This is a genomic window from Maribacter sp. R77961 (assembly GCF_044594925.1).
Classification (GTDB): domain Bacteria; phylum Bacteroidota; class Bacteroidia; order Flavobacteriales; family Flavobacteriaceae; genus Maribacter.
In genome coordinates this window covers 590,899-603,527 of record NZ_CP138991.1, presented here as the reverse complement: position 1 = coordinate 603,527, position 12,629 = coordinate 590,899, and the positions used below count along the sequence as shown (strand labels likewise).

Below are 12,629 nucleotides of genomic sequence, written 5' to 3'. Positions count from 1 at the left end.
CCTTACTCGTACGCAACAGCTATGTAAATGGACTTGTTTTATTGTTTATCAATACAACCAATCTGTACGCAGTAATTACGAACTAAAACGTGCCAATCAGAACGCAAAACCACTAATTACAACAATGCCTATACTTAATGCGGGCTTAGGTTTTAACGCCAAGTTCTGTGTATCTTTATGATGTCGCTAAATCTTTGGGATTTAGCTTTGGACAAAAAAGGAAAAGCGAAACCCAAAGGTTTAGCTTAGCGCAAGACAGGAAATCCGCTGGATTTCCGCCCCGCACTAAGCATAGCCGAGACGTTGTAGCCAATTTAAAAAAAATGAAATACACGAAATCACTCCTATTTTTATTATTCGGACTTGTAATAACAGCGTGTTCGTCCGAGAAAGCAGAAATGAATGACGCAGAAAAATATGTAGCGGAGAAGTTCGGAGCGGAATGGACAAGTATTGGATTATCTCAAACGGAATCCAAAACCAATGGAAAGGTAACTGAAAATCGTAAATTCATAGATATCGTAATAAAAAACTCTTCCGATATAGACAAGATTATGAAGGAGCAGGATTATGCTGAAAAAAGAATTAAAAATGTTGCTCAATTTGTTTTAGACTCTGTACAATTTGGAGAAATGTCTTTTACCCCTGAAGAAATACAGATTGAATTTATAAAAGATAGTGGATTTTTAATTTTCAATAATGAAACTAAACAATCAATGTCTTTTAACTTGAATTGAATATTGGAAAAAAAAAACTGGCTACAACAAAACCTATAAACAATACGGGCTTCGAGCTTAATCTCAGGGTTTGCGTATTTTTATGAGGTCCGCAAAATCTTTGGGATTTTGCTTTAAACAAGGAAAAGAAAAAACAAAACAAAAAGATTTTGCTATGTGCATGGCGGAAAGCAAACGCTAGTTTACACCCGTACTGTTCATAGGTACTGTGTTAAAAAGCAAGCTTTTTCTTTAAAATATTAGGAAACAAGTTGAGCAATCAAGTTGTTATCCTGCGCAGCAAGGGCTTCACGCTTTTGCTGCTTTTTAGTTTCAAAATCCGCATCATAGAATTCTTCGTTTTTCCATAGGGTGTACATTAATATCAACAGCTTTCTCTGAACCGCTATTAAGGCCACCAGTGGCTTTGCTTTCTTTGGCTTAAGTCGGTTATAGAATTGTTTCAATGTTGGATTACAACGCACACAGGTCATCGAAGGCATATGTAGAACGGCACGAATATGGCTGTTACCCTTTTTGCTGATCCTTGTTTTGCCCTTGAAGTTCCCCGACTCTCGCAAGACAACATCGTAACCGGCGTAGCTGGTCAGTTGTTTCGCGTTTACGATAGAAGCAAAACCCAAGGTCTCTCCTATAACGGTAGCTGCGGATATAAATGAAATACCAGGTATACTCATCATAAAGCCTATCTTGTTCCGCAGTACTTTGTTTTTGGATATCAGGTCCTGCATTTCTTCTTCTATAGATCCTATTTGACCATTGATAAGTTTCAGCCTGTTCTTATGCCTTTTAAGGGCTTTGGCATTCCTATAAACACTCGACGAAATTGCTCCCTGACGATTGTTCTCTATTGTCCTATCCTTTAACAAAGAACTACGTTCCCTGCTCAATGCTTTTAAGCGTTGAAGTTCTTCACTGGGTGGCTCCCATAAACGAATAGACCTTTCCAGACCGAGCATACCGAGCATTTTACTATCCAGCGCATCTGTCTTTGAGCGTTGGTCAAGACTACGGGCATAACTCTTCACCCTGCCCGACTGCATTACACAAACCGAATAACCTTTGGAATGCAGATAATGGGCGATACCCTGATGGTAAACTCCCGTGGCTTCCATAACCACTAAAAGCTCAACGCTAGCATCCACCGATTTCCTTAACCATTTCAAAAGCTCTTTATAACCTGACAGATCATTGGGCACATCTGGATGTGATATGAATTCTTTGTTCAGCTTATCGGTCAGAAAACCTAGGGATAATGATAAGTTTAGTTTAGAGACATCAATACCCAAACATTGTTTTAAGCGCTTTTCCATAACATTATTTTTTTAAGCTATAACCTTCTTTATCATCCTTGCTCGCATTTGATTCGACCTCTGTAAAATAGGGTCTAGGTACTGTCCGGATTCCAAGAAAACTATAGAAGGGCGGGATTTCTATGAAACGATATCACCTTAAGTGTATCTAGCCGAGACCTCTCTGTCCCTTCTATTCTAGCTTTTGTTCACTTCCCAAGCTAATGTTTTAAAACATTAGCTTGGGAAGTGTGTAGACCTAAGCAACGATATCCATTTTAAGTATCTGGCCGAAACACGAAACCACACTTCCCTTTAAGCTAATGGATTATCCTAAATATCTTATCTTCAACCTAAGAAACAAACATACGAGCCTAGCCGTTAGGCGCAATTTTAAACTACAAATGAAAACAAGATTAATATTCATCAATTTTACTTTATTGATTTTCTTGAATTCGTGCTGTTTCGGAACAAAGGAAAATCATCTCGGAAATAATATTTTCCTTTCTGAATATGATAACGTGGATAGAAGAATTCTATATAAAACAGAGAAATGTGCTAGTTCAGGCACGGAAATAGTTCCTATGACTGTCTTGGAAATATCGTCGAATTCAGATTGGATTATAGCCAAATCAGGTAGCGCTCGTAAGAACTCAAACTTTAAATATTGGGTAATTAAAAATATTTATGATGATTTACCTAGTCCAGAAATTATAATAAAAAATACAACTGAATTTAATGACTTCGATTTATTTAAATCCTTTATAGATGAAAATAATATAAACTTAATATTGAAAAAAATCGAATGAAATTAATGACGTAGCAGTTTGGAAAAGATTTGAAAATTGGAAGGCAAACAGAACGCAAATGGACTTTACTCAAACGTAACTGTTGCGGATGGACTTCCAACTCGGGTGGAAAAAATCAAAAGAAAACGTAGTAGAAACAACCCACTCGAACGGAGAAAAACTGCGCCTAACAATGCCTAAACGTAATGCGGACTTTAGGGCAAAACCGAAAGGTCTGTGTATATTTATGAAGTCGCTAAATCTTTGGGATTTAGCTTTGGATAAAAAAAAATAAAACTAAACCAAAAGCTTTAGCTTCGTGCATAGACGGAAACGAAAAGTTTCCTTACTACCGCACTACGCTTAGCCGAACCGTTGGCATTCATTGGCGAAATAACCCGAAATACTAATTAAACTTAATTTTATGACAATAAAAACCAAAAAAACTTTATCCTTAATATCCGGAATTTTAACTGGAATAGTATTTATAGCCTCGATTTTCGATTCTGAACCTGGTTCATTATTTGGAAGTATTTGGCTTTTCAGATTAGGATGGTTAATTATGTCAGCTTCATCTTTTTTAAGTTATTATAATATAAACAAGTCAGAAAAGAAATCTAATTAAATTCTGAATTTTTGACTTGCTTTCGGAATCATAATCTGAATTGAAAAAACCGAACTGAATCTGGAATTGAGCAAGTTGCGGAATTGAAAAAGTTTGCGGAATAAAACGCTGACCGAATTCGTTCAAACGCTGGAAAATAAAAAAATTAGAAATCTACAAAACACAACGAATGAGTAAAAAAAATATTATTGGAATAATTATTAGTCTAATTGGACTAATTGTAAGCTTCCCTTAGAAACGTCCCAAACATTCACAGAGGTATAACGTTTCAAACTGATTTCAGCACGTCTTCCATCGACGGTTATTCTGGCATAAATTGTGAGCTTTTCAGGGTTGTTAGTGATGTCCCTTGTAAAAATGAGTACTGTTAATGTGCTGTTATTCCGAATGATACGTGTCTTTTGAGCCTGTCTGCCGACAGGTAGATTAAACAAACCTTGTTTGCAAAGACGACACTAAATAGTCGTAAACACTATCAAAATTATGCACAACAAACGTACCAATCCATTCACCGAACTCTACACCTTTTATATGATATTAGATGATATCAGATGAATTCATTAAAAATGAAAAGCACTGTCAACCAGTCAGTTAACAGTGCCTTGATACCACTTGAATAGTGGTTCGTCGGGATGACAGGATTTGAACCTGCGACCACTCGACCCCCAGCCGAGTGCGCTACCGGACTGCGCTACATCCCGAAGTAATCTTAAAGATTCGCCAAAAAACGAAACTATATTGTAGTTTTTCACTATTTCAAAATCCAAACTGCAATGCAGTTTATCCTGAATAAAATCGAGGGGCTACATCCCGAAATTGGAATGCAAAAATAGAAAAGATGTTAAGAACAAAGTAGTAATTCTTCAAAAAATTAATCCAGCTTTAATCCAATAATCCAATCGATTAATTTTTGCGGCCATTCTTCTAAATTAGGAGTACCTTTTGCAAGACTAAAACCATGCCCCCCTTTTTCGTAGAGATACAAAGACGCTTTATCTTCTTCACTTCCATTTACAGAAAGCATTGTGTGAAAATATTCACTATTTTCTCTTGGAACCACCTTATCATCAATAGCGTGCACTAGAAAAGTAGTTGGCGTATTACCATTAACTTGAAGTTGATTTGAATATTGATTGACCATAGCTATAGATGGATTTTCGCCCAATAGGTTCTTTTTTGAACCTTTATGGGTATTCTCACCCATCGTAATGACAGGATAAATTAAGGCCATAAAATCTGGCCTTGCGCTCAAATCATCAACACTATCAATTTCTTCGTAAACTTTTCTATTATATTGGGTGCCTAAAGTGGAAGCTAAATGCCCCCCTGCTGAAAAACCAATAATACCGATTTGATTGGTATCAATATTCCAAGAATCCGCCTTACTGCGAACTAACCTTATTGCGCGCTGCGCATCAATCAAAGGTACCTTGTGTTTCTCAAATTGAGTTTTATCCGAAGGCAGACGGTACTTTACAACAATTCCAGCTATACCATGTACATTTAAGAACTTAGCAATATTGGTGCCTTCCCAGTCGTAAGCCAAAATTCCATAACCCCCACCAGGAAAAATTAGCATAGCTTTACCCGTGGCAATCGAATTATCAGGTAAAAAGACCTCAATAGTCGGTTCTTGTACATTACTAATTCGCAAAATATCAGTTCGATTTTGAACCTCTTCGATATCGGATTCTATATGATTCGGAATATTACCTTCGGGCCATAATGCAATTATGCGTTCTTCTGGGCTACAACTAATTGTTCCTATTACACAAAAAGCGATACATAAAATTTTAAAACTAATCTTCTTCATGACATTCCCATTTAAAATTGGCAATCGGGTATTTACTTGCGCCTTGAAGATTGTAATGCCACCATTCCGTTCTTGTAGACCAAAAACCATGTTTTTCCATAGTCTCTTTCAGGAGTTTTCGATTGTCTAAAATTTCCTGTGGCAAATCAAAATTATCATGGTATGCCCGCTTACCAAAGAAATCGAAATCGGTACCCATATCAAGTGGTTCACCATCTAGGGTTACGAGGGTAATATCCACAGCTCCTCCTTTATTGTGAATAGACCCTTTTACAGGGTTTGCTACATATTGCGGATTCGGTACAATTTTCCACATTTTATATTGTACGTCATTTGGACGATAACAGTCAAAAAATTTAATCCTGACCCCATTCGTTATAAATTCTGAATTTGCCTTTAAAAGCGCCTTTACTGTTTTGACCCTAGTATAACATTCAGCGCAATCATAAACTTGAGCCTTCAGGAAATTATTATCCGTAGCATAACGCATATCATAAACAAAATCATCACTAAAATCAGCTAATCTAACAAATGTAGTATCAGCTAAACCTTTAAGTGATTTAAATCTTTTTTCTAAAATAACTTTCTTTTCCGGAATGGTAGCCGAGCTATTATCCGCGTTAACAGGGATATTATTTTCTTGTTTGTTTGGAGTCTTTTCTCCGCAAGAAAATACTAGAATTCCAAACACTACTAAAAACGGGAAGTATTTCATAAAAAGTTTCAACTAAGATAAGATCCTTAAATTTAAGCTAATTTGATTTTAGTTGTTAAGAAAAATAATTAACCCCTTCGTTTAAAATCATTTGATATTTTTTGGGTGATGAAATACGTATCTTAAACTTTATATAGGAACAATAACAATCACATGTATCGTATTTTAAGATTTACCCTACCAAGCCTTGTTTTATTATTATCATCTTGTAATAATAGAACTAGTACATTAATTTCAAAAACCGGGGAACTGTCTTCAAAACCAAATGTCATCTTAATTATGACGGATGATCAAGGTTGGGGGGATTTAAGTAGCAATGGGAACACAAATTTGAATACCCCGAATATTGATGCTTTAGCAAAAAATGGTGTTTCTTTTGAAAATTTCTACGTGCAACCTGTATGTTCTCCCACTAGGGCGGAATTGTTAACGGGACGTCATTACACAAGACTAGGGGTCTACGCCACTTCAGCGGGAGGCGAACGATTAAACTTAGGTGAAACTACTATTGCAGACATTTTAAAGAAAGAGGGGTACCATACGGCAGCCTATGGAAAATGGCACAATGGAATGCAACCACCATACCATCCTAATGCTAGGGGCTTTGATGATTTTTATGGATTCGCTTCAGGTCACTGGGGCAACTATTTTAGTCCTATGTTAGAACACAATGGAAAAATCGTAAAAGGCGATGGTTTCTTAACAGATGATCTTACCAATAAAGGACTGAGTTTTATCACCAAACATGCCAATGAACCCTTCTTCCTTTTCCTTCCGTTTAACACACCACATAGCCCCATGCAGGTACCGGATAAATATTGGAATCGTTTCAAAGACAGATCGTTGAAACGCATCTATCAAGGAACGGAAATAGAAGAAGTAGATTTTACAAAAGCTGCTTTAGCGATGGTGGTAAATATTGATGATAATGTTGGTCGTATTCAATCGAAACTGAAAGAATTACATCTGGAAGAAAACACTATTATCATCTTCATGTCGGATAATGGACCCAATAACTGGCGGTGGAACGGTGGTATGCGAGGAAGAAAAGGTTCTCCTGATGAGGGCGGTGTACGTACACCTTTTTTTATTCAATGGAAGAACACCTTACCTGCTGGTGAAACTATCCAAGAGATTGCAAGTGCTATTGATATACTACCCACCATAAAGGCTTTGACAAATTCAAAAAGTAAAACTAATAGATCTTTAGATGGAAAAAATCTCACCCCATTGCTTTTTAAAACCCAAGAACAATGGAAATCTAGATTCGTTTATAATCGTTGGGGAGAGAAAACTACAGTGCGTTCGCAAAAATATCGTTTAGATCAGAAAAATCGTTTATACGATATGGAAAATGATAGAGCACAACAAAGAAATCTTTCGGGACAATTACGTGAACTAAGGGATTCCCTGCTAACCGTAAAAACAAAATGGTTAAATGAGACCTTACCAATCTCAAGAAATCAAGACAACCGTCCTTTTACGCTAGGACATCCAGATTTTAAATACACGCAGCTTCCTGCTAGAGATGGTATTCCCCACGGGAACATAAAGCGTAGTAATCACTTTCCAAACGACACCTTTTTTACCAATTGGATAAGCGAAAACGACTCCATTACTTGGGATGTAGAAATACTTGCCGATGGAAAATTTGAAGTTGATCTTTACTATACCTTAGCATCTACAACTAAAGGAGTGGCCGTTGAATTAACTAATGGAGAAAGTACATTAATGACTCGCATTACAGAAACTCATGACCCACCACTGACAGGAATGAAAAACGACCGTGTTCTTAGAGGTGAATCCTATGTCAAAGACTTTAAAAGAAAACAGCTTGGAGAACTATTATTAAAAAAAGGAAGAAGAATCTTAACTTTAAAAGCTCCGCTTATTTCTGGTGCTTCGGCTATGGATGTAAGACTCCTAAACTTTAAAAGAATTAAATAATCAGTAAAATCAATTATCTTCCCGTTTAAAAAAGATGAAGAATATCTATATACTTGTAATCCTCGTGATTTTTTCTTGTTCTGGAAATGAGGATACCTCAATAACAATAATTCCGGACAATCCTGAGCCAGAAGCCCAAAATCCACCTGAAGAGGTAGAAAAAGAACTTCCAAAGGTATCAAACGTAGGTTTTGATTTTACAGCGGCAGATGTAGAAGGTTGGGAATTAGTTTGGGAAGACAATTTTAATGAAGGCTTATTTGAATGGAACATTTGGAACGGCGGTGCATTTAATCAAGAATTACAATTATATCAAGAGCAAAATCTTTTTGTCGAAGACGGATACTTGCTGATTGAACAAGCACGAGAAAATGCATCAGGGTTTGTTACACCATTTGATCCAACGCTTAAATCCTTTGAATTCACCAGTGGAAGAATAGAAACTAGAGATTTATATAACCCCGCTATGCTAGGAACCTTACGTATCGCCGCTAGAATTAAATTACCGGCGGGAGAAGGTCTTTGGCCCGCATTTTGGAGTTATGGTGATCCATGGCCTACTCAAGGAGAAATAGACATCTTGGAATTCCGTGGCAATAGAACCAACGAGCATGTTACAAATTTCTTTTACGGTACTGAAGCCAATACGCCCATAACCGATTCATCCTTTACGACATATAACCATGATACGGGTATTGATCTTACTACTGAGTTCCATGTCTACGAACTTGTCTGGTCTAGAAACAACTTAATCATTTCCCTGGATGGAGTAGAAATCAAAAATTTTGATAATGGCACTTATATCTATATCGATGATATGTTCAATAAAAATCAAAAAGTGGTTTTAAATTTGGCAGTCGGCGGGGCTTTTTTCAATGGAACGAATATTAATAACGCTCAAATTCCAGACCAATCCTATCTCATTGTGGATTGGGTTAAAGTGTACAAACAATAAAATAAATTTACTCGATAATCGAGATTTGTATGCTCCGACGCTTCCGTCGAAAGTAAACGTGATTTTCTTTTAATGTCCCGCGGGCTTACCCAGAGGTATTTTACTTTTCTTTTAAGCTTTTCAAGAATGCCATACTTTGGGGTACTTGTTCTACAACTCGTGAGGATTCATCCTCAATGAACATATATTCAATGCCAAGTTTTTTGGCTTCAGCTATAACCCCTACCATATCTATTTGGCCCGTACCTAAAACTACATTGGTCTCGACATCCTCATGTCCCGTATTATTCCCTTTCACACCTTTTTCCATATCCTTCAAGTGAAGTAAAACGAATTTAGAAGGATATTTTTTCATTAAGGCCAATGGGTCGGCCCCTCCATGATGCGCCCAATATACATCCAATTCAAATTTAAAATCGACCGCGTTTTCTGCCATATAATCAAATAAGGTTCCATTTTTATAGGGTCTAAATTCATAACCATGCGCATGATATGCTAGTACAAGTCCATAATCCTTTAATTGCTTACCCGCTTGGTTAAAAACATCGGTAGCATACTTAGTTTCCTCTAAATCCCATTTGTTATCGACATGAGGTACCCAAGCACACATGACGTACTTGGCACCATGATTTTTAGCGTTTGCTATTACATTATCAAGATTGCTTTCTAAATCCTCAAAACTGGCGCCTATACTTACTACCTTCAGGTTATTAACTTCTAGTAATTTATTAAATTCTTCATTGGACAGACCGTAGGTATCCCCTCCTTCTAACTTGTTAATATCCCAATCACTTATCAATTTTAAAGTACCGGGTACATCCGTTTTAAACTGATTCCTTAAACTGTACAGTTGTAAACCAACTTCCTGTGAAGAAGCAAACAGACTAAAAATCAGTAATGATAACACGCACTTGAGATTTCTCATTTAAGCTTATTTTATTGGCACCGCCAAAAGGCTAAAATACCCCAAGGCTTGCCTCAAAATCAAAATTAAGTTTCTTATAAATACTATGTGGGATTACTCATTGGTAGTTTACTAACCTATAGATTAAGTGAGTAAATTTCCTTTTTCATCCCATTCCGCGATGACGCCTCGTTTACTTTGGTCTACACATTTTGCTATCCACTCGGGGTCATATGCAACACCATGCTTATCCAAAACTTCTTGCGGTACTCCATCCCACACATTTGGCATATTTCCTTTGTAACCCAAATCGGCGATGCCAACCTTGGATGTATAGTAACCGGTAACGGTAAGATTTCGCATTAAAGCAAAAAACTGAATTTCTAGCGGTTGCTCATCAATGGAAATCTCAGGATCGTGCCAACAGATTTGATCACATATCTGCTTCTTCTGTTCTAATGTTGCAGATTTGAACTCCGTTCCAAATTCTTTATTGCTCTTATGATCCAACCACATTAAACCTCCCAATAACGTTGGTGCCATGTCCGGGATATCTTTGGACATAAACTCTATCATTTCAGGAACCTCAGCCTCAATTGGCCCTCCATGTGGTTCTTTAGGCGGCAAAATAACCACGCTCAAAGCCGCAATGGTCTCCATCTCATGCTCATTGAACGTTTGCTCTGCATTTAGCTTCTCTATGCGCTCTAATTCCTTAGGTGTTCTGCCAAAATACTTGGTATCCTCAGAAGTGATTATCTCCTCATTTGGCGTTTTATCTTCAGTGTTACAGCCATGGAATGCTAAAGCTGAAGCCCCAGCACCCAAAATTAAGGTTTGTATACTTTTTCTTCTATCCATCATATCCTCTAGATATTTTGCTGTTTAAGTTGTTCAATTATATAATCTGAAGCTCTCCAAGACAATGCCATAATGGTCCAAGTACAATTCTTATCCGCTTGCGACACAAATACACCCGCATCAACAACAAATACGTTGTCTACGTCATGCAATTGATTAAACTTATTGGTAACTGATGTTTTTGGATCATCTCCCATTCTTGTGGTACCAACTTCGTGGATAATCTCTCCCGGCTTATTTAGTCCATAATCTTTATCTTTTCCTGGTTTTTCACCTAGATAAATCCCACCCATGTTATGAATGATTTCTTCAAAAGTATCTTGCATATGCTTGGCTTGATTTCTTTCAAAATCTGACCATTGATAATTAAACTTTAATACAGGTATACCATACTCGTCTACCGTTGTGGGGTCTATTTCACAATAATTTTCCTTTCTTGCAATACCTTCTCCACGGCCGCCAAAACCTATTACAGAACCGTAATATTTTTTCACATCTTCTCTTAGGCTATCTCCATAACCACCGACTTTCATTCCAAAATACTGGTTTAAATCTCCTTGGTTCCAACCAAAGCCATAATTAGGCTGGCTCATACCTCCCCATATTTCTATGTGGTAACCCCTTGGAAAATCTAGTTTGGAATTATCTCCCCACCATGGTGAATACACGTGCATTCCCCCTACTCCATCTTCGTTATAAGAAACATCACGATTCATTAGACCGGGAATAACCCCAGCAGCTCCTGCACCTGTAGAATCATGTAAATATTTCCCTATCAAATTACTGCTATTACCCAATCCGTTGGGGTGTTGTTTGCTCTTAGAGTTTAAAAGGATACGTGCAGAACTACAGGCAGATGCGGCAAGAACTACAACTTTTCCTCTTAGTTCATATTCTTTTCTATCTTCTTTATTAATATAAGATACTCCAGTTGCCTTACCTTCATCATTGGTCAAAACCTCGCGAACCATTGAGTTTACAAAGAGCTTAACCTTACCTCCACTTTTCTGTGCCGGAAAAATTAAACAGCTGCCAGCTGAAAAATCTGCATATACCTGACAAGATCTACCACATTGTCCACAATAGAAACAAACGCCTCTATCATTATTGATTTTTTTAGTCAACATGGACAATCTACCTGGAATAACAGGAACATTAGCTTTTTTTGCACCCTCTATGTAGTACAATTCATGTAGTCTTGGTTTTGGGGGGGAAGGAAAAATCCGTCTGGATCATCCTCTAAACCTTCATTGGTTCCGAAAACCCCAATAAGTTTGTCCACTTTATCGTAATAAGGCTTTACATCATCATAACCTATGGGCCAATCATCTCCGTGTCCGTCTCTCGTTTTTCCTTTAAAATCTTTTGGCCCGAACCTTAGAGAGATACGTCCCCAGTGATTGGTGCGCCCTCCCAACATTCTGGAGCGCCACCATCTGAATATAGTTCCGGGAGTGTGTGTATACGGTTCGCCTTCAACTTCCCAATCACCGTAGGACATGTCCCATTCGCCAAACGCACGATCGGTACCCGCTCCTCTGCGAGGAGATTCATAAGGCCATTTTAACTGCGTCATAGTCTTCGGGTCCGCCGGATCAAAAAATGGGCCAGCTTCCACAACGGCAACATTTAAACCTGCATCGGCCAATTGTTTGGTAGCCATACCACCGCCAGCACCAGAACCGACGATTATAACATCATAAATTTCTGAAGATTCTTTTATTTGCATGAATACAATTTTATTTCCCCTAATTTAAGATTTAAAATAAAACCATATCCTATTTTTTATACCAACAACAAAGATTTTCAGGTTTAGCTACACAAAACCGTAGAAGTATGACATGGTGTGCAAGTAGAAAGTTCTTCAAGTTTTAAAGGAACAATCCAAACGCATCTTATTAAAATTAAAGAGAGCTGCCTTATTACTGTTCAAAACAAGAAGGGTAATCGTATCATTTGAAATTAATTAATTTTACAGCGTAAGCATAGCCT

10 protein-coding genes, 1 tRNA gene and 1 pseudogene are annotated in these 12,629 nt (G+C 37.5%); 4 read left to right on the top strand and 8 right to left on the bottom strand.

Annotated elements, in window-relative coordinates; genetic code table 11:
* Positions 1-323: 323 nt before the first annotated feature.
* A complete protein-coding gene (locus SJY09_RS02475) occupies positions 324-737 on the top strand; it encodes a hypothetical protein (protein WP_396637380.1) in 414 nt (137 codons plus the stop codon).
* 239 nt (positions 738-976) lie between these two features.
* On the opposite strand, the gene SJY09_RS02470 is transcribed toward SJY09_RS02475, so the two are convergent.
* Entirely contained in the window at positions 977-2,050 is a 1,074-nt protein-coding gene (locus tag SJY09_RS02470; RefSeq protein ID WP_396636911.1) for an IS110 family transposase, read from the bottom strand.
* Between the two features lie 383 nt (positions 2,051-2,433).
* On the opposite strand from SJY09_RS02470, the gene SJY09_RS02465 reads away from it, so the two are divergent.
* Positions 2,434-2,838 carry a hypothetical protein gene (locus SJY09_RS02465; protein ID WP_396637379.1) on the top strand — a complete coding sequence of 135 codons (405 nt, stop codon included), beginning with the start codon at positions 2,434-2,436 and terminating at the stop codon, positions 2,836-2,838.
* Positions 2,839-3,642: 804 nt separating this feature from the next.
* On the opposite strand, the gene SJY09_RS02460 is transcribed toward SJY09_RS02465, so the two are convergent.
* The 4 genes from SJY09_RS02460 to SJY09_RS02445 form a co-directional block, all read right to left on the bottom strand.
* Entirely contained in the window at positions 3,643-3,876 is a 234-nt protein-coding gene (locus SJY09_RS02460) for an Arm DNA-binding domain-containing protein (protein ID WP_396637378.1), read from the bottom strand.
* Between the two features lie 193 nt (positions 3,877-4,069).
* Positions 4,070-4,143: transfer RNA gene (locus SJY09_RS02455), tRNA-Pro, on the bottom strand.
* A 170-nt stretch (positions 4,144-4,313) separates the two neighbouring features.
* Complete coding sequence (locus SJY09_RS02450) at positions 4,314-5,255, bottom strand: alpha/beta hydrolase (RefSeq protein ID WP_396637377.1); 942 nt, start codon at positions 5,253-5,255, stop codon at positions 4,314-4,316.
* Entirely contained in the window at positions 5,242-5,970 is a 729-nt protein-coding gene (locus SJY09_RS02445; protein ID WP_396637376.1) for a M15 family metallopeptidase, read from the bottom strand. The genes SJY09_RS02450 and SJY09_RS02445 overlap by 14 nt, the downstream gene beginning before the upstream one ends.
* Before the next feature lie 153 nt (positions 5,971-6,123).
* On the opposite strand from SJY09_RS02445, the gene SJY09_RS02440 reads away from it, so the two are divergent.
* Together SJY09_RS02440 and SJY09_RS02435 are read left to right on the top strand one after the other, a co-directional pair.
* Positions 6,124-7,917 carry an arylsulfatase gene (locus SJY09_RS02440; RefSeq protein ID WP_396637375.1) on the top strand — a complete coding sequence of 598 codons (1,794 nt, stop codon included), beginning with the start codon at positions 6,124-6,126 and terminating at the stop codon, positions 7,915-7,917.
* 34 nt (positions 7,918-7,951) lie between these two features.
* Positions 7,952-8,872 (top strand): family 16 glycosylhydrolase, encoded by a 921-nt coding sequence (locus SJY09_RS02435; RefSeq protein ID WP_396637374.1) that lies wholly within the window; start codon positions 7,952-7,954, stop codon positions 8,870-8,872.
* 100 nt (positions 8,873-8,972) lie between these two features.
* Here the strand turns inward: SJY09_RS02435 and SJY09_RS02430 are convergent, their stop codons facing one another.
* The 3 genes and pseudogenes from SJY09_RS02430 to SJY09_RS02420 all read right to left on the bottom strand — a co-directional run bounded on the left by SJY09_RS02430 (position 8,973) and on the right by SJY09_RS02420 (position 12,366).
* Complete coding sequence (locus tag SJY09_RS02430) at positions 8,973-9,797, bottom strand: sugar phosphate isomerase/epimerase family protein (protein ID WP_396637373.1); 825 nt, start codon at positions 9,795-9,797, stop codon at positions 8,973-8,975.
* A 123-nt stretch (positions 9,798-9,920) separates the two neighbouring features.
* A complete protein-coding gene (locus SJY09_RS02425; protein WP_396638589.1) occupies positions 9,921-10,637 on the bottom strand; it encodes a gluconate 2-dehydrogenase subunit 3 family protein in 717 nt (238 codons plus the stop codon).
* 8 nt (positions 10,638-10,645) lie between these two features.
* Positions 10,646-12,366, bottom strand: a pseudogene (locus SJY09_RS02420) (GMC family oxidoreductase).
* Positions 12,367-12,629 lie beyond the last annotated feature (263 nt).

Coding starts and splice junctions, on each gene's coding strand:
- SJY09_RS02475 (WP_396637380.1), top strand. CDS start 324: ATGAAATACACGAAATCACTCCTATTTTTATTATTCGGACTTGTAATA.
- SJY09_RS02470 (WP_396636911.1), bottom strand. CDS start 2,050: ATGGAAAAGCGCTTAAAACAATGTTTGGGTATTGATGTCTCTAAACTA.
- SJY09_RS02465 (WP_396637379.1), top strand. CDS start 2,434: ATGAAAACAAGATTAATATTCATCAATTTTACTTTATTGATTTTCTTG.
- SJY09_RS02450 (WP_396637377.1), bottom strand. CDS start 5,255: ATGAAGAAGATTAGTTTTAAAATTTTATGTATCGCTTTTTGTGTAATA.
- SJY09_RS02445 (WP_396637376.1), bottom strand. CDS start 5,970: ATGAAATACTTCCCGTTTTTAGTAGTGTTTGGAATTCTAGTATTTTCT.
- SJY09_RS02440 (WP_396637375.1), top strand. CDS start 6,124: ATGTATCGTATTTTAAGATTTACCCTACCAAGCCTTGTTTTATTATTA.
- SJY09_RS02435 (WP_396637374.1), top strand. CDS start 7,952: ATGAAGAATATCTATATACTTGTAATCCTCGTGATTTTTTCTTGTTCT.
- SJY09_RS02430 (WP_396637373.1), bottom strand. CDS start 9,797: ATGAGAAATCTCAAGTGCGTGTTATCATTACTGATTTTTAGTCTGTTT.
- SJY09_RS02425 (WP_396638589.1), bottom strand. CDS start 10,637: ATGGATAGAAGAAAAAGTATACAAACCTTAATTTTGGGTGCTGGGGCT.